The sequence below is a fragment of the Mixta theicola genome (genome assembly GCF_002895925.1).
GTDB lineage: Bacteria > Pseudomonadota > Gammaproteobacteria > Enterobacterales > Enterobacteriaceae > Mixta > Mixta theicola.
Genome location: NZ_NWUO01000008.1, coordinates 30,814 through 53,816 on the forward strand (window position 1 = coordinate 30,814; position 23,003 = coordinate 53,816).

20 protein-coding genes and 1 pseudogene are annotated in these 23,003 nt (G+C 57.0%); 7 read left to right on the forward strand and 14 right to left on the reverse strand.

Annotated elements, in window-relative coordinates; all coding sequences use genetic code 11:
• The first annotated feature begins 1 nt into the window (after position 1).
• On the forward strand, positions 2–1,129 hold the full coding sequence (gene dapE, locus COO59_RS11950) for a succinyl-diaminopimelate desuccinylase (protein WP_103060021.1): 1,128 nt from the start codon (positions 2–4) through the stop codon (positions 1,127–1,129).
• Positions 1,130–1,151: 22 nt separating this feature from the next.
• Complete coding sequence (locus tag COO59_RS11955; RefSeq protein ID WP_103060022.1) at positions 1,152–1,340, forward strand: YpfN family protein; 189 nt, start codon at positions 1,152–1,154, stop codon at positions 1,338–1,340.
• 43 nt (positions 1,341–1,383) lie between these two features.
• Here COO59_RS11955 and ypfH read toward each other — a convergent pair.
• The 6 genes and pseudogenes from ypfH to dapA form a co-directional block, all read right to left on the reverse strand.
• Positions 1,384–2,080 (reverse strand): annotated as a pseudogene (gene ypfH / locus COO59_RS11960) (esterase).
• 166 nt (positions 2,081–2,246) lie between these two features.
• Positions 2,247–4,235, reverse strand: coding sequence for a tRNA(Met) cytidine acetyltransferase TmcA (locus COO59_RS11965; protein WP_103060023.1), 1,989 nt, complete (start codon positions 4,233–4,235; stop codon positions 2,247–2,249).
• Positions 4,236–4,237: 2 nt separating this feature from the next.
• On the reverse strand, positions 4,238–5,098 hold the full coding sequence (gene ypfJ, locus COO59_RS11970) for a KPN_02809 family neutral zinc metallopeptidase (RefSeq protein WP_103060024.1): 861 nt from the start codon (positions 5,096–5,098) through the stop codon (positions 4,238–4,240).
• 166 nt (positions 5,099–5,264) lie between these two features.
• Entirely contained in the window at positions 5,265–5,978 is a 714-nt protein-coding gene (gene purC / locus COO59_RS11975) for a phosphoribosylaminoimidazolesuccinocarboxamide synthase (protein WP_103060163.1), read from the reverse strand.
• 125 nt (positions 5,979–6,103) lie between these two features.
• Positions 6,104–7,138: an outer membrane protein assembly factor BamC gene (gene bamC, locus COO59_RS11980; RefSeq protein WP_103060025.1), complete on the reverse strand. Its 1,035-nt coding sequence runs from the start codon at positions 7,136–7,138 to the stop codon at positions 6,104–6,106.
• 14 nt (positions 7,139–7,152) lie between these two features.
• The gene (gene dapA, locus COO59_RS11985) at positions 7,153–8,031 is read right to left on the reverse strand and encodes a 4-hydroxy-tetrahydrodipicolinate synthase (RefSeq protein ID WP_103060026.1); all 879 of its coding nucleotides are present in this window, start codon (positions 8,029–8,031) and stop codon (positions 7,153–7,155) included.
• A 157-nt stretch (positions 8,032–8,188) separates the two neighbouring features.
• On the opposite strand from dapA, the gene COO59_RS11990 reads away from it, so the two are divergent.
• Both COO59_RS11990 and bcp read left to right on the forward strand, forming a co-directional pair.
• Complete coding sequence (locus COO59_RS11990; protein ID WP_103060027.1) at positions 8,189–8,782, forward strand: glycine cleavage system transcriptional repressor; 594 nt, start codon at positions 8,189–8,191, stop codon at positions 8,780–8,782.
• A complete protein-coding gene (bcp, locus tag COO59_RS11995) occupies positions 8,760–9,227 on the forward strand; it encodes a thioredoxin-dependent thiol peroxidase (RefSeq protein WP_103060028.1) in 468 nt (155 codons plus the stop codon). The genes COO59_RS11990 and bcp overlap by 23 nt, the downstream gene beginning before the upstream one ends.
• Positions 9,228–9,262: 35 nt before the next feature.
• Here the strand turns inward: bcp and COO59_RS12000 are convergent, their stop codons facing one another.
• Together COO59_RS12000 and COO59_RS12005 are read right to left on the reverse strand one after the other, a co-directional pair.
• The gene (locus COO59_RS12000; protein ID WP_103060029.1) at positions 9,263–10,330 is read right to left on the reverse strand and encodes an AI-2E family transporter; all 1,068 of its coding nucleotides are present in this window, start codon (positions 10,328–10,330) and stop codon (positions 9,263–9,265) included.
• A 250-nt stretch (positions 10,331–10,580) separates the two neighbouring features.
• A complete protein-coding gene (locus COO59_RS12005) occupies positions 10,581–11,189 on the reverse strand; it encodes a DsrE family protein (protein ID WP_103060030.1) in 609 nt (202 codons plus the stop codon).
• A 966-nt stretch (positions 11,190–12,155) separates the two neighbouring features.
• On the opposite strand from COO59_RS12005, the gene bepA reads away from it, so the two are divergent.
• Entirely contained in the window at positions 12,156–13,622 is a 1,467-nt protein-coding gene (gene bepA / locus COO59_RS12010; protein WP_103060031.1) for a beta-barrel assembly-enhancing protease, read from the forward strand.
• Positions 13,623–13,627: 5 nt separating this feature from the next.
• Here the strand turns inward: bepA and hda are convergent, their stop codons facing one another.
• From hda to upp, 3 genes are all read right to left on the reverse strand, one after another.
• Positions 13,628–14,329 (reverse strand): DnaA inactivator Hda, encoded by a 702-nt coding sequence (hda, locus tag COO59_RS12015; protein ID WP_240614132.1) that lies wholly within the window; start codon positions 14,327–14,329, stop codon positions 13,628–13,630.
• Positions 14,330–14,468: 139 nt separating this feature from the next.
• Positions 14,469–15,752 carry a uracil permease gene (gene uraA, locus COO59_RS12020; RefSeq protein WP_103060033.1) on the reverse strand — a complete coding sequence of 428 codons (1,284 nt, stop codon included), beginning with the start codon at positions 15,750–15,752 and terminating at the stop codon, positions 14,469–14,471.
• Between the two features lie 60 nt (positions 15,753–15,812).
• The gene (gene upp, locus COO59_RS12025; protein WP_085070795.1) at positions 15,813–16,439 is read right to left on the reverse strand and encodes a uracil phosphoribosyltransferase; all 627 of its coding nucleotides are present in this window, start codon (positions 16,437–16,439) and stop codon (positions 15,813–15,815) included.
• 223 nt (positions 16,440–16,662) lie between these two features.
• Between upp and purM the strand changes: the two genes are divergently transcribed.
• Both purM and purN read left to right on the forward strand, forming a co-directional pair.
• Positions 16,663–17,700, forward strand: a complete 1,038-nt coding sequence (gene purM / locus COO59_RS12035) for a phosphoribosylformylglycinamidine cyclo-ligase (RefSeq protein WP_103060035.1) — start codon at positions 16,663–16,665, stop codon at positions 17,698–17,700.
• Positions 17,697–18,335 (forward strand): phosphoribosylglycinamide formyltransferase, encoded by a 639-nt coding sequence (purN, locus tag COO59_RS12040; RefSeq protein WP_103060036.1) that lies wholly within the window; start codon positions 17,697–17,699, stop codon positions 18,333–18,335. The genes purM and purN overlap by 4 nt, the downstream gene beginning before the upstream one ends.
• Before the next feature lie 72 nt (positions 18,336–18,407).
• Here purN and pstB read toward each other — a convergent pair whose 3' ends face one another.
• The 3 genes from pstB to COO59_RS12055 are packed head-to-tail and all read right to left on the reverse strand — an operon-like array spanning position 18,408 to position 22,968.
• Positions 18,408–19,175, reverse strand: coding sequence for a phosphate ABC transporter ATP-binding protein PstB (gene pstB, locus COO59_RS12045; protein WP_103060037.1), 768 nt, complete (start codon positions 19,173–19,175; stop codon positions 18,408–18,410).
• A gap of 11 nt (positions 19,176–19,186) precedes the next feature.
• A complete protein-coding gene (gene pstA / locus COO59_RS12050) occupies positions 19,187–20,836 on the reverse strand; it encodes a phosphate ABC transporter permease PstA (RefSeq protein WP_103060038.1) in 1,650 nt (549 codons plus the stop codon).
• Positions 20,833–22,968: an ABC transporter permease subunit gene (locus COO59_RS12055; protein ID WP_103060039.1), complete on the reverse strand. Its 2,136-nt coding sequence runs from the start codon at positions 22,966–22,968 to the stop codon at positions 20,833–20,835. The genes pstA and COO59_RS12055 overlap by 4 nt, the downstream gene beginning before the upstream one ends.
• Between the last annotated feature and the right edge of the window lie 35 nt (positions 22,969–23,003).

Here is a 23,003-nt window from a genome sequence, read left to right on the forward strand (position 1 = left end):
CATGTTTTGTCCGGTTATCGAGCTGGCGCAGCAGCTTATTCGTCGCCCTTCCCTCAGCCCCGATGATGCCGGATGCCAGGCGCTTATGATTGAACGCCTGCAGGCAATTGGCTTCACTATCGAACCGCTTAATATTGCCGATACGCAGAATTTTTGGGCCTGGCGCGGTCAGGGCGAAACGCTGGCTTTTGCCGGACATACCGATGTGGTGCCGCCTGGCGATACCAGCCGCTGGATCAATCCGCCGTTTGAACCCACCATTCGTGATGGCATGCTTTTTGGCCGCGGCGCTGCCGATATGAAAGGCTCGCTGGCGGCGATGGTGATCGCAGCCGAGCGTTTTGTCGCCGCGAATCCCCACCATCGCGGACGCCTGGCGTTTCTGATCACCTCCGATGAAGAGGCCAACGCCACCCACGGCACGGTTAAAGTGGTTGAACACCTGATGGCGCGCAACGAACGCCTCGATTACTGCCTGGTGGGCGAGCCCTCCAGTACGGTTCAGGTAGGGGATGTGGTGAAAAACGGCCGGCGCGGATCGATTACCGCTAACCTGACCATTCATGGCGTACAGGGTCACGTTGCCTATCCGCACCTGGCGGACAACCCGGTGCATCGCGCCCTGCCCGCACTGAATGAGCTGGTCGCCACCGAATGGGATCGGGGCAACGAATTCTTCCCGCCAACCAGTATGCAAATCGCCAATGTGCAGGCCGGCACCGGCAGCAATAACGTGATCCCCGGCGAGCTATTTGTACAGTTTAACTTCCGCTTCAGTACCGAACTGACCGATGCGGATATTCGCCAGCGCGTTGCGGCCCTGCTGGAGCGCCATCAGCTGCCTTACACCATTGAATGGAAACTTTCCGGTCAGCCTTTTCTCACCGCACGCGGTCAGCTGGTGGATGCGGTAATCAACGCGGTTGAACACTATACTGAAGCCAGGCCTGAGCTACAGACCACCGGCGGCACGTCCGATGGACGTTTTATTGCCCGGATGGGCGCTCAGGTAGTTGAGCTGGGGCCGGTTAATGCCACCATTCATAAAATCAATGAGTGCGTCAGGGCATCCGATCTGCAACTGCTGAGCCGTATGTATCAACGCATAATGGAACAGCTGATCGCATAAGCGTCCCACCGGAGGAGCGGGTATGGAATGGGTAAAAGAGTACTGGTGGATCATCGTGATCCTGTTGCTGGTTGGCGTTCTGGTCAACGTCTATAAGGATCTAAAGCGCATCGACCATAAAAAATATATGGCGAATAAGCCCGATCTGCCGCCGCATCGTGATTTTAACGATAAGTGGGACGATGAAGACGACTGGCCGAAAAAGAAATAATCCTCCCTGGGGCAGCAGCGTCTGCTGCCCTTTTCCCGTCACGTCATGAAACAAAGGTAATCACATCATCACCGGGCTTGCCGCCGCTAAGCGCTTCTTCAAAATAGCGACGCGGCACGGTATAGCGCAAATGATCCAGCGCCAGATTCATGCTGCGCTGATCGATGGCGTGCGGTAAACCCTCAACAATATCCAGCGTTACGTCACCGCCCAACGATGTCAGACGCGCCGCCGCCTGCTGCGCAAGCTCAGCCTGATAAACGTCATCCTCTTCGCCATGAATTAAATGAACGGTGGTTTTCGTCGTGGCCTGCTCCGGCAGGCTGGCATAGCGTCCGCTAAAGGCGACAATTCTGCCCGCCAGCGTGGGCTGCGCCTTGCAGCCTTCCAGCACCATTACGCTGCCCTGAGAAAAACCGATCAGCGCCGTTGCCTCCGGCAGAACGCCGCTAAGCTGTTGCCACTCGCTCACCGACTGCAAAAACAGCGGCATCGCCGCATCTACCCGCTGCTGCAGGCTGGTATCGCTCAGCGCAGCCTCGCTGAACCACTGACGGCCCGGCGCCGGCGCTTGCTTCCGGCCCGCCGATGCTTACAACCAGCGCCTGCGGAAAGACTTCTGCGAACCAACTGCCAATTTGCCCCATCGAGACCGGATTATCACCGGCGGCGTGATACAGCAGAAACAGCTGCTTCGGGGGAGCCGACGGGCTTTGTACGACAAAATGGTCAGGTTTCATAACATCCTCCCTTATGGCTAAAACAGGTCACGTTCTGCACGATCCTCCTTCACCGCTATCGGAATAAGAGAACCGTATCTATCCCTTTCATTGCGTCCGCGTCAAAGATGCACCGCGATACGGCTTTGGATAAAAAGGTGCAGTAGCGCGTTGCCCGACCCCTGAATTATTGCAGGCCGGCGACGGCTTCCTTCCAGTGAAGGCAGCGTGCGGCATCCAGCTGCTGCATCAGTTTCCCGGCCTCATCGCGCCAGCGAACAAGCAACGCTTTACGTCCGCTCAGAGCCAGCTCGCGACAGAGGGTTGACGGCGGCCTGCGTCGGATAATGGCCTGATGGAGCGCCAGCTCCTCGCTTGCCGCCGTCGTCAGCAGCAGACGCCCCAGCGCCGGCAGGCTGACCTCGAAAGGGCGATGGGCAAAAGCAAAACCGGCCAGCGTCTGCCAGTCAGCCTCATTCAGAGGCTGTTGGCTGGCGATCGTCAGCGGAATCGGCTCATCAATTAACGGCTGCAGCCAGAAAAGATCGCGCGCCAGCTGCTGCTGCGCCTGCTGGCTCAGCTGCTCTCCGGCCTCACTCAGCGGCAGGATAGCCATCGCGCTGTAGCAGCCGCTGCTCGCCTCGCGCTGCGTGGCGATACGCATCAGGATAAAGCCGCAGCGCTGCCAGAAACGCCACAGCTCGTGGGTAAAACCAAAACTCACCGAAAGATAGTCCAGCCCCTGCGCCTGCTCACGAGCAGCGTCAATCATCCGGCTGCCAACCTGCTGCCGACGCAGATCCGGCGCGACGGCAATCCGGCTAATGCGCTGTGAGCGCAGCTGCGCCGCCTGCGGAAATCCGGCATGGGCAGCCAGCGACTGAGCGACCAGATTCCCACGCGGACGCCGCAGCCCGGCCCACACCTGCCAGGCCAGTGCGGCGGAAAGCCCGCCTTCCGCCACCAGCCATACCGCTCCGCCCATCTCGCCCTGAGCGGTTTTTGCAGCGATAAACCGCTGGCCCGGCGCATCCATAATACGGCGTAAATCAAGCGGCGTGGTGCGATAGTGCGCGCTGGTTAACAGCTGATAAAGCGCCAGCAGGCGCGGCCCATCGTCTCGCCCACAGCCAGTAATCGTTAACGCGTCAGCGGTCGCGCTGTCAGCGGCGCTTTTGGCCTCATCCAGCATCAGCGCAGTATTGACCCATCTTTCCAGCGGATCGCCCTGACGCCAGCGTAGCGGCTCATCCAGCTGATAAAAATGCGCCTGCGGCAGCGCGGCGCAGAATTTCAGCAGAAAGCCGCGTCCGGTGCCTTCATAGCCCTGTACGGTGGTGGTTAATAAAACGCGGGGGAAGCACGTTATCAGGCGCTGCAGCAGCGGTGCCGGGATCGCCGCCGCCTCATCAATAATCAGCCAGTCAGCCTCCGGCGGCGCAGCGCTGGCCAGCAGAGCATCGGGCGCGATAAAGGCAAAGCGTTCACCGGCAAAACGGGCCAGCACCGCTGTCGAGACTTTCGCGGGCGCGGTAACCAGACAGCGCCCCGGCCAGCGCTGCATCAACATGCCGGCCAGCGCCGATTTTCCGCGTCCACGCGCGGCGGTCAGTACATAGATCCCCGGCGATGCCTGCAAAAAATGGGTAAGCAGGCTTTGCTGCTGCTGCGCCGCGGCGGGCCGCCAGTCGGTTAACGTTAAGGAGGGCGGCAGGCGGCACGGATGATGCTGCCGGTGCAGCAACACCTGTTCGTCCGCGCAAAGCTGGCGCTGTAAATGATGAATAAAATGGGGAGTGGCAATCGGCGTGTCGTTTTCGCTCCAGCGCAGCGAGTCGCTATCGGGGCGCTGCGGCCATCTATCCCAGGGCGGCGTCAGCAGCAGCAGCCAGCTTCCGGCGCTGAGGGTGCCAGCCAGCGCGGCAAACGCTTCACTGTGAAAACCCTGGCGGGCATCAAAGATGGCGTGACGAAACTCCTGCCCTAACAGGTTGCGCAGCGCTGAGGGCGAAACGCTGTTGGGCAGCTGCGGATCCTCGCTAAGGAAAAGCCAGTCTCCCGCCAGCGCCTGTTGCCAGCGCTGCGCCTGCTGATAACACCAGTCAGGCTCGCCGGCAATCGCCGCCAGCCGCCGGATTCCGGCGCGCTGCATCTCAGCGGTAACGGATAACGGCATCTTTATTTAGCAGCGGCGAAAGTATCGCATCGGCCCGGATCACCAGAATCAAACCCTTGTTTAAACCAGCTGTAGCGCTGCTCCGAGGTGCCGTGGGTAAAGCTGTCCGGGGTGACGCGTCCCTGACTCTGCTGCTGTAGCCGATCGTCGCCGATCGCTTCGGCAGCGTTTAACGCTTCCTGCAGATCGCCTGGCTCCAGAATCTGCTGTTGTTGCATATAGTGGCCCCAGACGCCCGCAAAGCAATCCGCCTGTAGCTCCAGTTTTACCGATAGCTGATTCACCTGGCTCTGTGAGGCGCCCTGCTGCATCTGGCGTACTTTAGGTTCGATACCCAGCAGCTTTTGCACATGATGGCCGACCTCATGCGCAACAACGTAGCCCTGCGCGAAGTCGCCCCCGGCGCCCAGCTTGTTTTTCAGCTCATCATAGAAAGAGAGATCGATATAAACGGTGGCATCCGTCGGGCAATAGAACGGTCCCATTATCGATTGTCCGGTACCGCAGCCGGTGCGCGTAGCATTGCGGTACATCACCAGATGCGGCGGCTGATACTGTTTGCCCATTTGGGTAAAGAGTTTTTGCCAGGTATCTTCGGTCGTGGCGAGGATCACCGAGGTAAACTTCGCCGCCTCATCATCCTGCGGGCTGATGCGCTGCGAATTGCTCTGCTGTGAGACCGGCTCGCCGCCGGTTAACAGTGGAGTCAAATCATAGCCGTAATAACCGGCGATCATCACCACCACCAGCAGAATAATTCCGCCTTTACCGCGCGGAATACGCATACGTCCGCCGCCCACCGTGGGAGACTGATTTCGACGGTCTTCTACATTGTCGCTTTCGCGACGCCCTTGCCAACGCATGACTTTCCCCTGTTATTTATTCCTGGCGAATATGGCAAATTCTAGTCGCGACGGCGCTGAATAACCAGCGCGCGGCGCGCGCAATGGAAGGGTAACGGAAAAACCGGGGGGAACAACGGCGAAGGGGCGGTCGGCGGCACACGCGCACCGACCGCTAGCAGGCATATTAGTCGAGCTTAACGCCCAGACGATGCGCCACTTCTTCGTAAGCTTCGATCACGCCGCCCAGGCTCTGGCGGAAGCGATCTTTATCCATCTTATTCATTGTCTGCTTGTCCCACAGGCGGGCGCCGTCCGGCGAGAACTCATCGCCCAGCGTCACTTCTCCCTTGTGCAGACCAAACTCCAGCTTGAAATCCACCAGAATCAGACCGGCGTCGTCAAACAGCTTGCTGAGCACCTCGTTGGCCTTGTAGGTCAGCTCGCGCATACGCGCCAGGTTCTCTTTATTTACCCAGCCAAAAGTCTCGCAGTAGGATTCGTTGACCATCGGATCGTGTTTGGCATCATCTTTTAAAAACAGATCGAACAGCGGAGGGTTAAGTACTATGCCCTCTTCCACGCCCAAACGCTTCACCAGCGAACCCGCCGCACGGTTACGGATAACGCACTCAACCGGCACCATCTCCAGTTTTTTTACCAGCGCTTCGTTATCTGAGAGCAGCGCTTCCATCTGGGTAGGAATGCCTGCCTCTTCCAGCTTACGCATGATGAAATAGTTAAACTTGTTGTTTACCATTCCCTTGCGATCAAACTGCTCGATACGCGCGCCGTCTCCTGCTGACGTATCATTGCGGAATTCGAGTACCAACAGATCCGGGTTTTCGGTGCTGTAAACGGTTTTCGCTTTGCCGCGATACAACTCAGCTAGCTTTTGCATCTTGATAAACTCCAAACTGGGTAAATAGTGAATGGCCATAACCGTGTGACGCAATCGTTTACGTCGCCGCGCGACATTATGCCAAACTTCAATAAAAAAGGCCGGAATTTTCCGGCCTTTTTTTGTTACTGGCTAAGGGCTGCCTGGAAGACCGCCACCAGCGCGTCGTTTTGCGACTGCGTTAGTACGTGGCCTTTCGGATCGATAAACTGCAGGCTGCTGCGGTTATCAAGATCGCCGACCTGCAGCTTGTAATCGCCATTCGGCAGCTGCGGATCTTTGGCGCCGATTTCATCCCAGGTACTGTCGCCCGGCGCTTTATAGGTCACCGCCATGCTGCCCTGCGAACGGTTGCTGTCGGTCACGTCCATACCGATACGCTTCAGCGCGGCCGGCAGACGCTGCCAGGCGACATTAAACGGCGCACGCAGGATCAGATTCGGCAAGCCGGTATCATCCGCCCCGCTCTGCACATCAATCTGTGCGGCGCTGCGGTTGGCGGCGGCGTCCTGCGCGGCGGTTTCCATCTTATCCATGCCGGTACTGATGTCGTTCAGCATCTGCGCGGTGTAACGCTGGATCTGCGTCGGCGAGGTAACATCGTTGCCCGCCTGCTGCAACTGCAGCAGTTTTACGGTCAGCGCCTGCTGATAACCCTGCTGCTGCACGCTTATCTGATAGCGGCCGCGGTACTGGTTATCTTCATCCGCACGGTTCCATTCTACCCAGTCGGTGGTCAGCTGCTGGCTGGCATCCTGACGCGCGGCGATCGGGAAATGGTAAGACTGCACCACATTGACCACCTGTGACCAGACTGAACCGCTGCGGCTGTTTTCCATCATCAACACGCCGGTATTGCCGGTAAACTGCGCGCGCGCGCCGTTCATCAGCGCCAGCGGCTGAGCCGGCGGACGAATATCCAGCTGTTTGCCCGTCGCGCCGTTAGCGTTGGCGTGCGGCACATCGTAATCTCCGTTTTGCAGCGGCAGAATCATCCCTGCCGGCGCGCGTAAATCCTGCAGCTCAGCCGCCTGCAGGTAAGATTCGTCCCCACTGACCTGGCGCTTATAGCGCTGATCGTTGGAACAACCTGCCAGCAGCATCACCGTGGATAGCCCAACGATAGTCGCTATCGTGGACTTTTTTACTGAATAAGCCATTAACTCTCCCTAAATTACAGCAGACCCGCATTTTTCAGCGCCTGCTCCACAACCGGACACGCCGCCGCAGTTAACGGAACCATTGGCAGACGCAGGGTATCGGTCGCGATTAATCCCAGTTTTTTCGCGGCCCATTTCACCGGAACAGGATTGGGTTCAACAAACAGTTTCTGATGCAGATGCATCAGGCGCTGGTTTAGATGACGCGCCTCGGCGAAGTTGCCCTCGCGCGCCAGCCGACACAGCTCAACCATTTCACGTGCGGCGATGTTTGCCGTAACGGAAATCACGCCGTGGCCGCCCAGCTGCATAAAATCCAGTGCGGAGGCGTCATCGCCGCTGACCAGCACGAACTCATCATCAACCAGCTCTTGGATCTGGCTGACGCGGGATAAGTTCCCGGTCGCCTCTTTGATCCCGATAATATTTTTGATTTCCGCCAGGCGCGCCACCGTTTCGGGCAGCATATCGCAGCCGGTGCGCGACGGTACGTTATACAGCATTTGCGGCAGATCGGTACTTTCCGCTATCGCTTTAAAGTGCTGATACAGCCCTTCCTGCGTCGGACGGTTGTAATAAGGCGTTACGGTAAGGCAGCCGATAACGCCGCTATTTTCGAAGCGTTTGGTCAGAGAGATGCCTTCTGCGGTGGCGTTCGCGCCGGTTCCGGCAATCACCGGAATGCGGCCGCAGGCCAGGTCAAGCGTCATCATCACCACATCGCCATGCTCATCATGACTAAGCGTTGCGGATTCGCCGGTAGTTCCCACAGAAACGATGGCGGATGTCCCGCTCTCGACATGATAATCAATCAGTTTTTTCAGGCTCGCACGGCAGACATTACCTTTGTCATCCATTGGCGTAACGAGCGCAACAATACTTCCCGTGAACATTGGCCATCCCCTCGACAAACAAGTGCTTCATGGTACGTTTGACCGGCGGGGAAAAGCAAGCGAACAGAGGCCGGGAGCGCTTGGCAGAGGGTATTTTTTATGTTTACCTACGGGTTATTACGATTACTTATCAGCTGACCCCACAGGAAGAGTTATTTTGCCGCAGACACCGCAACACTTTTTGGTCATTACGGCGTTGGGCGTCGATCGTCCGGGGATCGTCAATGCCATTACCCGTCACGTCAGCAGCTGCGGCTGTAATATTGAAGATAGTCGTCTGGCCATGTTGGGCGATGAGTTTACCTTTATCATGCTGCTTTCCGGCAGCTGGAACGCGATTACCTTAATTGAGTCTACGCTGCCGCTGAAGGGCGCCGAGCTGGAGCTGCTCATCGTGATGAAGCGCACCAACGCCAGCCGTCGGCCGCCGATGCCGGAAACCGTTTGGGTGCAGGTGGAGGTCAACGACTCGCCGCATATTATCGAACGCTTTACCGACCTGTTTGATTCACACCAGATGAATATCGCTGAGCTGGTTTCGCGTACCCAGCTAACGCAAGAACATCAGCCACCTTTGCTCTATATTCAGATCACGGCCCACAGCCCGGCGCACCGGGACGCAACATTGATCGAGCAGGCGTTTCACGCCCTATGTACAGAACTTCATGCGCAAGGCACTATTAGCGTGGTGAATTATCCGCAGCATGACGAGAAAATGGAGATTAGTGATGAATCCACTGAAAGCCGGTGATACCGCACCGAAATTTAGTTTGCCCGATCAGGACGGCGAACAAGTAAATTTAACCGACTTCCAGGGACAGCGCGTTTTGGTCTATTTCTATCCCAAAGCGATGACGCCCGGTTGCACCGTTCAGGCATGTGGCCTGCGTGACAATATGGATGAACTGAAAAAAGCGGGCGTGGAAGTGCTGGGGATCAGTACCGATAAGCCAGAAAAGCTGTCGCGTTTCGCCGAAAAAGAGCTGTTAAATTTTACGCTGCTGTCTGATGAAAATCATGAGGTCAGCCAGCAGTTTGGCGTCTGGGGAGAAAAAACTTTTATGGGGAAAACCTACGACGGTATTCACCGCATTAGTTTTTTAATTGATGCCAACGGCCATGTTGAAAAGGTTTTCGATGATTTCAAAACCAGCAACCACCACGATATTGTGATGGATTATCTGAAATCAGCCTGAGAAAACGCGTGGCGTCAACGACGCCACCATCGCCGTTATTGAAACTCGCCTCCTGAGGTATCTTCAGGCCAGGCATGAATCACCGCTTTGATAAGCGTCGCCAGCGGAATGGCGAAAAATACGCCCCAAAAGCCCCACAGTCCGCCAAAAATCACCACCGCCAGCATAATCACCAGTGGATGCAGGTTCACCGCTTCGGAGAACAGCACCGGCACCAGCACGTTGCCATCCAGCGCCTGGATAACCAGATAGACCATCATCATCGTCCAGAAATCGCTGCCTAATCCCCACTGAAACAGCCCAACGCAGATCACCGGCAGCGTCACCGCCAGCGCACCGATATAAGGGATCAGCACCGACAGGCCAACCAGCACCGCCAGCAACAGCGCATAATTCAGGCCCAGCACCAGAAAAGCAATCCAGGTCGCGACGCCGACCACTATCATTTCCAGCACCTTGCCGCGAATATAGTTGGTGATCTGCTGATTCATCTCGCTCCAGACCTGCCCTGCCAGACCGCGATTGCGCGGCAGCACGCGGCGCACCGCGTTCAGCATCTGCTGCTTATCCTTTAGCAGGAAAAAGAGCATCAGCGGCACCAGCACCAGATAGATGGTTATCGTCATTAAACCCACCAGCGAGGCCAGCGAATATTTCACCACCGATTCCCCAACGCCCGACAGCCGACTGCGCAAATTCTCGATCACAATATCGACAATACCGGCATCGGCCAGCGCCGGAAACCGCGCCGGCAGCCCTGCGGAGAAGGCGTAGAGTTTATTCAGCATGTTCGGCGTATCATGCACTAAATGAATGCCCTGCTGCCAGGCAACCGGCGCGACCACCAGCACAAAAAGCAGCAGAATACCGACGAAGAACGCCAGCACAATAGTCGTGGCCCAGCGGCGGGAACAGCCCAGACGCTCCAGGCGCACCGTGGGCCACTCCAGCAGATAAGCCATTACCAGCGCCACCAGCAGCGGGGCCAGCAAGTCGCTGAGAAAAAACAGAATGCAAAAAGCTGCCAGCAGAATCACCAGCAGGGCAATCGCCTCCGGATCGCTAAAGCGGCGGCGATACCATTGAATCAAAAGAGCCAGCATGGCATTTCCTTCCCTGTATCAACAAGGCTGACGATTGTACTGAAATGCGCGGCAGAAGACAGAACTACCTGAAGACTTAACGTTCACCGATCGGCGCTCCGGCCTCTTCCGACACGTTGAGCGCGATAAAGCGCCTCGGCGCAAACAGGGCGGGAAGTGAGTAAAGCCGCGAGCAATTAATACAAAAATGACACTGCCACAGGCAATGTCATTTTTGATAACGCTACAGAAAGAGCGAAAGAGGAAATAATCAGAGCATTAACAGCGCATAGCCCTGATTTTGCAGCGTGGCTACCGTGGTGCCGCTGGAGATAGTATGGGTAACCGATTTATCAATCCACTCGCGATCGATATGGTGGAAGGCAACCGACTGATCGCAGACGGTAACCTTCACGCCAGCCTTTTCCAGCTCGCTAATCATTTTAAGGCTGGGATTATCGATACCGTAAGCTTTATGGTATTGTTCATTATTCAACCCGGCAATAACGGCATCACCGTTCATTGATACCACAAAGTTAAGTTTATTCAGTGGAATACCCGCCGCGTAATAGAGGTTTACCACGCGCGAAACGCGTTCCAGCCCCAGGTGCGGATCTTTAAAATCGCCGTCATAGCTGTTGAGCTGAAAGACAATTTTATTGCTGAGAGTAGCATCATTACGCGGATTATACGCGGGCGTATCCACGTAATGAATTTTTCCATAATTAGCGATAGCCGGCGTTGACCAGAAACCTTCCGGCTCGCTCTTGCTGTTCTCGATATGGTTATTGACTTTGGCATAAAGCTGTGGTGCCTGAAGCACATTACCGCCGACAAAACCGGCCAGAGCCGCCACGACGATATAAGTTACGGGACGCATAAAAAAGCACTCCTTTCAAAGAGGATGTTAGACATAGAAAAACTGAACGTATTATATTTGCAGCAAAACCTTTTCCTGATTTTCAGGCGAATGAGCGCCTTCCGGAGGAATAAGAAATATCTCATCCGATTAACGCTCGCGAGGTCTTGACTGTATTTATTTGCCACTCAATTTTATTGCTGAGCCCTGTCGCTAAATAATGTCCCGCACCGCCTGTTCCAGGCAAAGAAGCAATTAAAAAACCGGTTACTGCACAACGCATTTTTACTGCTCTCCGATGGATATTCAGCGGTGCCCGGATGGAAACTCCATCTCTATTTCTTAGCGGCCTTTTTTATCTATATCACAGACTCTTATTATGAAAATACAGGTTACGCAGCGGCACTAACGCGGTAATTTCATCTGGAAAACATAACCTCAGTAAACCATCGCGCTTTGCTTTATTTTTAATAAAGTGAGCTCAATCTATTAGTGGAATGTTGTTTTAAGAATAAACTTATAAAATGAATAACGCCGACAGATCCAGAATAAAACAGGAAACAAAGCCAAACAAAAGGTAAGCTCGCCAGTTTTTAATTAAAGCATGGCTCTTAATTTGGTCTGATTTTATAAAAAAACATAAAACTGCCATGCCAGTTTAAAATGAGTAGCACCGGCTATTTTTGTCGAAGCCAAAAGCTTTGCTAACGGTTGTAAAAAAAAATCTGTGCAGCTGGTCAATAATTTTCAGAACTTACTTAAACAAATCCTGTGCCACTTTCAGTTTCTCTGAATAAGTTTACACAACTTTGAATTTTACCCGTGCGCTGACTCACTGTTTTTCCCTTATATCATCAGGCTTAAACAGCCATTTCATTATGCAGATTACCTCGCTAAGATAGCGCTCTGAGCGCCAGCGCTGCGCTGGCATATGAACTATCAGGACCGGGATCGGTCGAAACGTTACTCTTGCCCTGGGGAAGAAGCATGGTTAATCGCCTGAAGAAAAATGTGATCGCTTCACTCTTCGTCACGCTGCTGGCGAGCAACGTGCTTCCTTCCCAGGCCGACGTCGCTGATACGCTGCCCGATATTGGCACCACTGCAGGCGGCACGCTGTCGATTAATCAGGAACTGCAGATGGGCGATTTTTACGTGCGCCAGCTGCGCGCCAGCGCACCGCTGATCAATGATCCCTTGCTTAATCAATATATTAACCAACTTGGTCTGCGTCTGGTTGCCCACGCCAATTCGGTACGTACGCCCTTTCATTTCTATCTGATCCGCAATGATGAAATAAACGCCTTCGCCTTCTTTGGCGGTAACGTTGTGCTGCATTCCGCCCTGTTTCGCGCCAGCGACGATGAAAGCCAGCTGGCCTCGGTATTGGCGCATGAAATCTCACACGTTACCCAGCGTCATCTGGCGCGTGCGATGGAAGAGCAGCAGCGCAACGCCCCGCTCACCTGGGTCGGCGCGCTGGGCTCGATTTTACTGGCGATGGCCAACCCACAGGCGGGCATGGCGGGCTTAGCCGGCACGCTGGCTGGCACCCAGCAGGGCGTTATCTCGTTTACGCAGAATAATGAACAGGAAGCGGATCGGATCGGAATTCAGGTATTGCAGCGCGCCGGTTTCGATCCGCAGGCGATGCCGACCTTTTTACAGAAGCTGGCGGACCAGTCCCGCTTCGCCTTTAAGCCGCCGGAAATTCTGCTGACCCACCCGCTGCCGGACAGCCGTCTGGCCGATGCCCGTAATCGGGCCAATCAGATGCGGCCGGTCGTGGTGCAATCTTCGCAGGATTACTATATGGCGAAAGCGCGCGCGCTGGGCATGTATGCTACCGGGCAAAACCAGCTGGGCGAAGATTTGCTGGATGAGTGGTCAAAAGGCAATGCGCGCCAGCAGCAGGCCGCGCAGTACGGCAGAGCGATTCTGTTTCTCGAAGCCAAAAGCTTCGCCAATGCGAAAAAGATTATCGAGCCGCTGCTGGCGAAAGATCCAGACAATGTCTGGTATCTGGATATTATGACTGACATTGACGTAGGTCTGAATCAGCCGCAAGCGGCGGTGAAGCTTCTGACGGCGCAAAAGGCCAGCAGCAGCGATCCGGTATTGCAGCTCAACCTGGCGAATGCGCTGCTGGAAGCGAAACAGCCCGCTGCGGCCAGCCGGATCCTGCATCGCTATACCTGGGCGCATCCTGATGATAGTAACGGTTGGGATCTGCTGGCGCAGGCGTCGGCGGCGCAAAACCTGCGTGATGAGGAGCTGTCGGCGCGAGCGGAAGGGCTGGCGTTAACCGGTCAGTTAGATCAGGCGATCACTACCCTGAGCGGCGCCAGCGCTCAGGTAGCCTTAGGCAGCCTGACACAGGCGCGCTATGACGCGCGCATCGATCAGCTTCGTCAGCTGCAGCTACGCTTCCGTCAATATCAAAAAGGACGTTAATCGGCCTACAGCGCCAGGATTTCCTTAACAAACGGAATGGTTAACTTACGCTGGGCGCTAATCGAGGCCCGATCGAGCCGGTCCAGCGTGGTAAACAGCGTGCGCATCTCACGATCCAAACGTTTCAGCAGAAAACGTCCAACGTCTTCCGGCAGTTCGAAACCGCGCAGGCTGGCGCGCAGCTGCAGCGCCTGTAGCTTATCTTCATCCGATAGCGGCTGTAACTTATAGATTTGGCCCCAATCGAGGCGTGAAGCGAGATCCGGCAGCTTGAGATTAAGCTGGCGCGGCGGACGATCGCCGGTGATCAGCAGGCGAGTTTTACCGGTTTCGAGGATGCGATTATAAAGATCGAAGATCGCCATTTCCCACGCCTCTTCACCGGCAATACATTCAATATTATCAATGCAGATCAGCGAGAGCTGTTCCATGCCATCCAGCACTTCCGGTACGAACCAGGTGCGTTTATCCAGCGGGACATAGCCAACGGCATCGCCGCGCGTTGACATTTCGGCACAGGCGGCATGCAACAGATGGCTGCGCCCGCCGCCCTGACGCGACCAGAAATAGAGATAACTGCCATGTTCCTGCCCTAAAGCACCTTTGAGTGCCGCCAGCAGGGACGGATTTTCTCCCGGCCAGAAACTGGCGAAGGTTTCATCATCCGGTAAATAGAGTGGCAGTGAAAGTTGTGCCGGCGTGTTCAGAAGCACCTCAAGCGTGAACGGGCTAAAAACCGCGGTAGTTTAACACATCTTTCACGTGAAATGAAATTGCTGCCCCGCTGCTTTCGGGGGCAGCCTCTGCGGCAAAAGGCGCCCCAGAGCGCCTTTCTCTCCGCTGACCTTACTCCTGCGATTTATCCGGCGCGTCCAGAATCACCTCTTCCGGGCGCAGCACGTTAATCACTTTAAAAATCAGGCTCAGCGCCACGCCAACAAGAGTCGCCAGCGCCATACCTTTCAGTTCAGCCGCGCCGATATGCACCTTCGCCCCGCTGACGCCGATAATCAAAATAACCGAGGTCAGGATCAGGTTCTGCGCCTTGTTATAGTCCACTTTTGATTCAATCAGCACGCGAATACCGGATGCGCCGATCACGCCATACAGCAGCAGCGAAACCCCGCCCATGACCGGCACCGGGATCGCCTGAATAGCTGCCGCCAGCTTGCCGACGCAGGAGAGCAGGATAGCGATAATCGCCGCGCCGCCAATCACCCAGGTACTGTAAACGCGGGTAATCGCCATTACCCCGATATTTTCGCCGTAGGTGGTGTTCGGCGTCGAGCCGAAAAAGCCGGAAATAATGGTTGAGAAGCCGTTGGCAAACATTGAGCGATGCAGGCCGGGGTCACGGATCAGATCTTTTTTAACGATATTCGCCGTGACGACCAGATGCCCGACATGCTCGGCGATAACCACCAGCGCGGCCGGTAAAATCGTCAACATCGCATACCATTCGAAGCGCGGCGTATAGAAGGTCGGCAGCGCGAACCACGGCGCAGCCGCCACCCCGCTCCAGTCTACAATGCCCATCGCCCATGACAGCAGATAGCCTGCCAGCACGCCGATCAGAATCGGGATGATCGCCAGAAAACCGCGAAACAGCACCGAACCAAATACGGTGACCGCCAGCGTCACCAGCGAAATGGTTACCGCGGTGCCATCAACGGTAGCGTCGCTGGCGGGCAGCAGGCCAGCCATATTCGCCGCCACGCCCGCCAGTTCCAGCCCGATGACCGCGACAATCGCGCCCATTGCCGCCGGCGGGAACATCACATCCAGCCAGCCGGTGCCCGCTTTTTTCACAATCAGCGCCACCAGACAAAACAGCACGCCGCACAGAATAAAGCCGCCCAGCGCCACCTCATAACCGAGCGGCAGCAGCAGCAGAACCGGCGAGATAAAGGCAAAGCTGGAACCTAAATAGGCAGGAATTTTACCCTTGCAGATAAACAGATAGAGCAAAGTACCGACGCCGTTAAACAGCAGCACGGTGGCCGGATTGATATGAAACAGAATCGGCACCAGCACCGTGGCGCCGAACATCGCGAACAGATGCTGAAAACTGAGCGGAATCGTTTGCAGTAGCGGTGGACGTTCGCTAACGCCAATCGCGCGACGAGTCATGGAGTATCCCCTTGAGATGTTTTTGGCAAAAAAAAGCCGACTCTGCGGTCGGCTGAATAATTATTTGGTTCCGAAAATCTTATCGCCCGCGTCACCGAGACCGGGGATGATGTAGCCTTTCTCATTCAGGCCACGATCGATGGAGGCGGTATAGAGTTCGACATCCGGGTGCGCTTTTTCCAGCGCGGCGATGCCTTCCGGCGCGGCCACCAGGACCAGCACTTTAATCGAGTTACAGCCCGCTTTTTTCAGCAGATCGATCGTCGCGATCATCGAGCCGCCGGTCGCCAGCATCGGGTCCACCACCAGCGCCATGCGCTCTTCGATATTGGACACCAGCTTCTGGAAATAAGGTACCGGCTCCAGCGTCTCTTCATCACGATAAACGCCCACCACGCTGATACGCGCGCTCGGCACATGCTCCAGCACCCCTTCCATCATGCCAAGGCCGGCACGCAGAATCGGAACAACGGTGATTTTCTTGCCTTTGATCTGGTCGATTTCTACCGGACCATTCCAGCCTTCAATAGTTACTTTTTCAGTTTCCAGATCGGCGGTGGCTTCGTAGGTCAGCAAACTTCCCACTTCAGATGCCAGTTCGCGAAAGCGCTTGGTGCTAATATCTTGCTCACGCATCAGGCCCAGTTTATGTTTGACGAGCGGGTGTTTGACTTCCACGATCTTCATTGTTGTACTCCCGGAGTGTTGAGCGGAAAAAAAAATCGCCGGATTATACCGCCTTTTGCCCGCTGCGCCATATGTAATCGGGCAATAAAGCGTAAAAGCTACGCGCTGTATCAAGCATCATCTAAAATAAATAATCTGCAACAGCGGCCTCGCAAACGTTTGCCTGCGCTGTTAGAATTGCCGCGCTTTAATTCAAACCGCAAAACCGCGTGGGGAAACCGCTGTGACCGAAAAGACCTCTCTCAGCTATAAAGACGCCGGCGTTGATATTGATGCAGGCAACGCGTTAGTCGATCGTATTAAAGGCGTGGTGAAACAAACCCGTCGTCCGGAAGTAATGGGCGGTCTCGGCGGTTTTGGCGCGCTGTGTGCGCTGCCGCAAAAATATCGCGAGCCCGTGCTGGTCTCCGGCACCGACGGCGTCGGCACCAAGCTGCGTCTGGCGATGGATCTGCAGCGCCACGATACCATCGGCATCGATCTGGTCGCCATGTGCGTTAACGACCTGGTGGTACAGGGCGCTGAACCGCTTTTCTTCCTTGACTACTACGCCACCGGCAAGCTGGATGTCGATACCGCTTCCGCCGTTATCAGCGGGATCGCTGAAGGTTGTTTACAGTCGGGCTGCGCGCTGGTTGGCGGTGAAACCGCAGAGATGCCGGGCATGTACCACGGCGAAGATTACGATGTGGCAGGCTTTTGCGTCGGCGTGGTGGAAAAGTCAGAAATCATCGACGGCAGCAAAGTACAGAACGGCGACGTACTGATCGCCCTCGCCTCCAGCGGCCCGCACTCCAACGGCTATTCCCTGGTACGCAAAATTCTTCAGGTCAGCCAGACCGATCCGTTAAGCCAGCAGCTCGACGGCAAACCGCTGGCCGATCATCTGCTGGCGCCGACGCGCATCTACGTCAAAAATATCCTTAGCCTGATTGAACAGATCGATGTTCATGCTATCGCCCACCTCACCGGCGGCGGCTTCTGGGAAAATATTCCGCGCGTGCTGCCGGAAAATACCCAGGCGGTTATCGATGAAGCCAGCTGGCAGTGGCCAGCGGTATTTAACTGGCTGCAGCAGGCGGGCAACGTCAGCCGCCATGAGATGTACCGCACCTTTAACTGCGGCGTCGGCATGGTGATCGCCGTGAGCGCCGATGAGGCGGATAAAGCGGTTGAGCTGATGAATGCCGCAGGCGAGCAGGCATGGAAAATCGGCGTGATTAACGCCTCTGACGCAGAAGAGCGTGTGGTTATCAAATGAAGCGGCTGGTCGTGCTAATATCGGGTAACGGCAGCAACCTACAGGCGATTCTCGATGCCTGTCAGCAGGGCCGCATCAACGCCAACACGGCGGCAGTTTTCAGCAATAAGGCCAACGCGTTTGGCCTTGAGCGCGCCCGCAGCGCGGGCGTTGCCGCCCATGCGCTTTCAGCCGCCGATTATGAAAGCCGCGAGGCCTTCGATCGTCAGCTCATCCGCGAGATCGATGCTTACGCGCCCGATCTGGTGGTGCTGGCAGGCTATATGCGTATTCTTAGCCCGGTCTTTGTCGCCCGCTATCACGATCGGCTGCTGAATATCCATCCTTCGCTGCTGCCGAAATATCCGGGCCTGCATACGCATCGTCAGGCAATTGCCAACGGCGACAGTGAGCATGGCACTTCGGTGCATTTTGTTACCGACCAGCTGGATGGCGGCCCGGTTATTTTACAGGCCAGAGTGCCGGTATGTAGCGGCGACAGCGAAGAAGAGATAGCCGCCCGCGTGCAGCAGCAGGAACATGCGATCTATCCGCAGGTCATCAGCTGGTTCGTTGAGGGCCGGCTAATGATGCGTGATAACGCCGCCTGGCTGGATGGCAAGCCGCTTCCGCCTCAGGGCTACGTAATCGATTAACCCGTCGGTAATAGATCCGCAGGCGGGCTAAAAAGGAAAACGACGGCGGTGGTTTTCCTTTAATTTTTTCTGTTAGCCAAAGCGCCCGGTAATATAATCCTCGGTGCGCCGCTGCCCCGGCGTGGTAAACAGCGTATCGGTATCGGCAAACTCCAACACCTTCCCCTGATGCATAAAAGCGGTATAGTCAGAAACGCGCGCCGCCTGCTGCATATTATGCGTCACCAGAATCAGGGTAAAATGCTGCTTCAGCGTGGTCATCAGCTCTTCGATCACCAGCGTGGAAATGGGATCCAGCGCGGAGGTTGGCTCATCCAGCAACAGCACTTCCGGCTCGATAGCAATCGCGCGCGCAATCACCAGCCGCTGCTGCTGTCCGCTGGACAGCGTGAGCGCATTTTGCCGCAGGCTGTCCTTAACTTCCGGCCACAGCGCCGCTGCGCGCAACGCTCGCTCCACCGCCTCGTTTAAAATGCGTCGATCGCGCACGCCCTGCAGGCGCAGGCCGTACACCACATTTTCATAAATCGATTTTGGAAACGGATTGGGCCGCTGAAAAACCATGCCGACGCGACGACGCAGCGCCGAAAGATCGCCGCCGCGCTCCAGGATATTCCGCCGATCGAGCATAACCTCGCCCGCCACGCGGCAGTTATCGATAACATCGTTCATGCGGTTAAGAGAGCGCAGTAACGTTGATTTACCACAGCCGGACGGGCCAATAAGCGCGGTAATCCGATTTTTCGGGATCTGCAGGCTAACCGCATCCAGAGCCTGTTTGTCGCCATACCAGAGGGAAAGATTATTAATCGTTAGCGCGGTTTCGATTTCAGCCGTCATGGTCCTCACCGTTATTGCACCAGCGAGCGATAGCGCTCGCGCAGACGATGGCGTAAGCCCATCGCCGTAAGATTCAAGCCAAGAATAATGGTCACCAGCAGCAGCGCGGTGGCATATACCACCGGGCGATCGGCCTCGGCGTTGGGACTTTGGAACGCCAGATCGTAAATCTGAAAGCCGAGATGCATAAACTTACGATCGAGATGCAGATAAGGGAAAATGCCGTCTACCGGCAGCTCCGGGGCCATTTTTACCACGCCTACCAGCATCAGCGGCGCCGTTTCGCCCGCCGCGCGCGCCACGGCCAAAATTAACCCGGTAAGCATGGCGGGCAGCGCCAGCGGCAAAGTGATATGCCACAGCGTTTCCGCACGGGTTGCGCCCAGCGCCAGCGAGCCATGACGCAGGCTGGCAGGAATGCGCGACAGCCCCTCTTCGGTCGCGACGATCACCACCGGCAACGTCAGCAGCGCCAGCGTTAGCGACGCCCACAGCAGACCCGGCGTACCAAACGTCGGGTCAGGCAGCGACGTGGCGTAAAACAACCGATCAAGGGTGCCGCCAATCAGCCAGACGTAAAAACCGAGACCAAACACGCCATAAACAATCGACGGCACGCCCGCCAGGTTAACCACTGCAATACGCACCAGCCGGGTTAGCGCATGCTGACCGGCATATTCATGCAGCCAGACGGCGGCAACCACGCCCAGCGGCATCGTCACTACTGACATCAGCAGCACCATTAGCACGGTGCCGAAAATGGCCGGAAAAGCGCCGTCCTCCCCAAGGGAAGCATCCGACGAATCGGCGACAAAGTGCCACAGCTGTTGCAAAAAATGATGCCATTTTTGGGAAAGACTCATGGCGTTGGGATACCAGGCATCGCGGATTTGCGCCAGCGGAATACGGTGCAGCTGCCCGTTCGCATCACGCAGCATCAGCGTATTACGCGCGCTTTCCTGTAACAGCGAGGCGCGCCGCTCCGCCTGCCCGGCAAACTGCCGCTGCAGCTCGACGCGATTCGCCATCAGCATCGACCTTTCCTGCTCGCTGTCGCGACCGCTGGCCTTCAGCTCCAGGGCTTCGGCCTCCAGCGCTTCAAGCTGTGCCGTTATGCGCGCCATCTCATTGCGGCGGATGCGCTCGGCCTGCTCCAGCAGCTGATGGGTTTGCTGCAGGCGCTCTTGCAGGGCGCGCTGCATATTCTGCGCCGTCAGCGGCTGCTGATTTTCATACAGGCCGGCAAACCAGCCCAGCGCATCGCCGCCCACGCGCCGCTGCAGCACCAGTGCTCCTGGCGGCCGCTCGCGGCGCTGAATATCCCTTTCCAGCAGGGTGCGAAAATCGGACGCGGCAACGTCGCGGTTGCCGGTTTTAATTAAATAGCGCGTTACCTGCTCCGGCAGCTGCTGCGCCTGCGGCAGCCCCGCATCGATAAGCTGCTGGCGCGACAGAGTCTGCGCGCTGACCACTTCGCCCAGCAGCTGCGCTTCTCCGGCCGCAGGCTGTGCCAGCGTAAACAGCGTAACCGGCTGCGGCCAAAAATGTCGCAGCCCCTGCCAGGCCAGCAGCAGCAATAACAGCAGAAACGCCAGCAGGCTAAAGGTTACCGCGCCTGCCGTCAGCCAGCGCCAGCGATCGTTTTGCTTTAGCGCGCTCATCCCTGCCTCTCATGCTGACCATAGCGACGACGTAAGCTCTGACGCACCACTTCCGCCAGCGTGTTCAGTACCAGCGTAAACACCAGCAGCACCAGCGCGCTGAGGAACAAAATGCGGTAATGCGCGCTGCCTGCCGCCGCTTCCGGCATCTCAACGGCTATATTGGCGGAAAGCGCCCGCACGCCGTGAAACAAGCCGCCCTCGGTAACCGGCGTATTGCCCGTGGCCATCAGTACAATCATCGTTTCTCCTACCGCCCGGCCAAAGCCAATCATCAATGCGGCAAAAATACCGGAGGCGGCACTGGGTAAAATCACACGCGACAGGGTTTGCCACGCCGTGGCGCCCAGCGCCAGCGATCCCTGCCCCAGCGCAGCCGGCACGCTAAAAATGGCATCTTCCGCCAGGGTAAATATCAGCGGCACCAGCGCAAAGCCCATCGCCAACGCGGCGATCAGAAGATTACGCTGCTCGTAGCCGCCCGGCAGCCGCTCCGCCAGCGGTTTGCCCCACAGCGCGGCATCACTCAGCGGTGTCAGCCACAGACAGAGCGCGCTGACCAGCAGCAGCAGCGGCACCAGCAACCAAACCTCGCGCCCCGGCGCATCCAGCCGCTGACGCCAGCGCGACGGCAGGCGCTTCAGCAGCGGACCACACAGCAATAGCGTTGCCGCCAGGGCAACGGGCAGCAGCAGCACGCCGGAAAGCCGGACGGCAATCTGCGGTGCCAGCCACAGGCTGGCAAACAGACCTACCACCACGCTGGGCAAGGCGCCCATCATTTCCATCGCCGGCTTGATCCAGCGGCGTAGCGTCGGCGACATAAACCAGGCGGTATAGATGGCGGCGGCAAGCGCCAGCGGCGTGGCAAACAGCATCGCCAGCGCGGCAGCCTTCAGCGTACCGGCCACCATCGGCACCAGACTGAATTTAGCCTGATAAGGATCGTCAACCGCCGTCGATTGCCAGACCCAGTCCGGCTGCGGATAATTTTCATACCAGACTTTTTGCCACAGGCTGCGCAGGCTAATATCCGGCCACGGATTGTCGATGCGCCAGTATTGCCAGCCGTCGGCGCGCTCGATCAGTAATCCATCGCCCAGCGGCGCAAATTGCGCCTGACGTACGCCCTCGCCCAGCGCATGGCTAAAGAAAGCGCCCTCTCGCTTGCTGGCGAACATCCGCAGCTCGCCGGAGCCGCTCAGCGTGGCAAATACCCGACGCTGCGGTTCGGTTATCAGCGCTTGCTGTGCACGCGCGCCGTTGAAATCCCGAATACGATGCAGATGCACGCCCTGTTCATCTGCAATATCAAACCACTGGCTGATGCCGGTTTCGTCAGCAAGCAGCAGCGAACGTCCGCCGCTCAGCAAGGCTATCTGGCGTGGCGGATGCGTCAGCGGAATAGTATCGCGCAGCGTTACCCGCTGGCCGTTTATCTGCCAGACCCGTAAGCTGCGATCGCTGCTGGCGAACAGCAGCGTGCCGTTGGGCGACAGCAGCAGCTGGCTAACCGGCCCGCTGGCCAGCATATCGCTTTGCATCGGCCGCCCGGCCTGTAAGCGCAGCAGCCGAATATGCTGCCCATCGCTTAGCGCCGCCAGCCATCGTTTGTCGCCGCTGGAGGCCAGCGCCGCCAGCGTAAAGCCGCCACTGCCGCCGTCAAAAGCGCCATCGCCTAATGGAAACTTCCAGCGCGGCATAGCGTCTGCCGCGCTAAAGTCAGGTTGGACCAGTTGGAAATTGCCATCGGGCTGTAACAGCAGTAGGCTGCTGTTATCGGCGGTCGCCGCGCTAATGAGCGGCCCGCGCGCCAGCTGCAGGGTTGGTTCGGGGCTGGCGCCGTTCAGCGGAAAGAAACGGCCTTCGCCCTGGCTATCGATACGCCAGCCCCACCCCTGATTGACACCCAGCGCGACGGCAGGCCGGGCTGAGAGCGCGGGCTGCAGCGGCCCCGCCTGCATAGAAGGCGTGGCAAACAGCGGCATCACCACCCACAGCAGCCAGACAAACAGCAGCATCATGACCAGCAGCACGCTGACGCCACAGGCGCCGATTGCGCGCGCGATCAGGCGGTCAACATAACGCCGGGTACGGTTGCTGTAGTTGACGGGAATATGATTATCGATCATCGTGCCAGTGGGTTCCTCTCATTGAAGCCGCTATG

Bases quoted from the DNA above. Each gene is read 5' to 3' on its own strand.
- dapE (WP_103060021.1), top strand. From the start codon at position 2: ATGTTTTGTCCGGTTATCGAGCTGGCGCAGCAGCTTATTCGTCGCCCT.
- COO59_RS11955 (WP_103060022.1), top strand. From the start codon at position 1,152: ATGGAATGGGTAAAAGAGTACTGGTGGATCATCGTGATCCTGTTGCTG.
- COO59_RS11965 (WP_103060023.1), bottom strand. From the start codon at position 4,235: ATGCCGTTATCCGTTACCGCTGAGATGCAGCGCGCCGGAATCCGGCGG.
- ypfJ (WP_103060024.1), bottom strand. From the start codon at position 5,098: ATGCGTTGGCAAGGGCGTCGCGAAAGCGACAATGTAGAAGACCGTCGA.
- purC (WP_103060163.1), bottom strand. From the start codon at position 5,978: ATGCAAAAGCTAGCTGAGTTGTATCGCGGCAAAGCGAAAACCGTTTAC.
- bamC (WP_103060025.1), bottom strand. From the start codon at position 7,138: ATGGCTTATTCAGTAAAAAAGTCCACGATAGCGACTATCGTTGGGCTA.
- dapA (WP_103060026.1), bottom strand. From the start codon at position 8,031: ATGTTCACGGGAAGTATTGTTGCGCTCGTTACGCCAATGGATGACAAA.
- bcp (WP_103060028.1), top strand. From the start codon at position 8,760: ATGAATCCACTGAAAGCCGGTGATACCGCACCGAAATTTAGTTTGCCC.
- COO59_RS12000 (WP_103060029.1), bottom strand. From the start codon at position 10,330: ATGCTGGCTCTTTTGATTCAATGGTATCGCCGCCGCTTTAGCGATCCG.
- COO59_RS12005 (WP_103060030.1), bottom strand. From the start codon at position 11,189: ATGCGTCCCGTAACTTATATCGTCGTGGCGGCTCTGGCCGGTTTTGTC.
- bepA (WP_103060031.1), top strand. From the start codon at position 12,156: ATGGTTAATCGCCTGAAGAAAAATGTGATCGCTTCACTCTTCGTCACG.
- uraA (WP_103060033.1), bottom strand. From the start codon at position 15,752: ATGACTCGTCGCGCGATTGGCGTTAGCGAACGTCCACCGCTACTGCAA.
- upp (WP_085070795.1), bottom strand. From the start codon at position 16,439: ATGAAGATCGTGGAAGTCAAACACCCGCTCGTCAAACATAAACTGGGC.
- purN (WP_103060036.1), top strand. From the start codon at position 17,697: ATGAAGCGGCTGGTCGTGCTAATATCGGGTAACGGCAGCAACCTACAG.
- pstB (WP_103060037.1), bottom strand. From the start codon at position 19,175: ATGACGGCTGAAATCGAAACCGCGCTAACGATTAATAATCTTTCCCTC.
- pstA (WP_103060038.1), bottom strand. From the start codon at position 20,836: ATGAGCGCGCTAAAGCAAAACGATCGCTGGCGCTGGCTGACGGCAGGC.
- COO59_RS12055 (WP_103060039.1), bottom strand. From the start codon at position 22,968: ATGATCGATAATCATATTCCCGTCAACTACAGCAACCGTACCCGGCGT.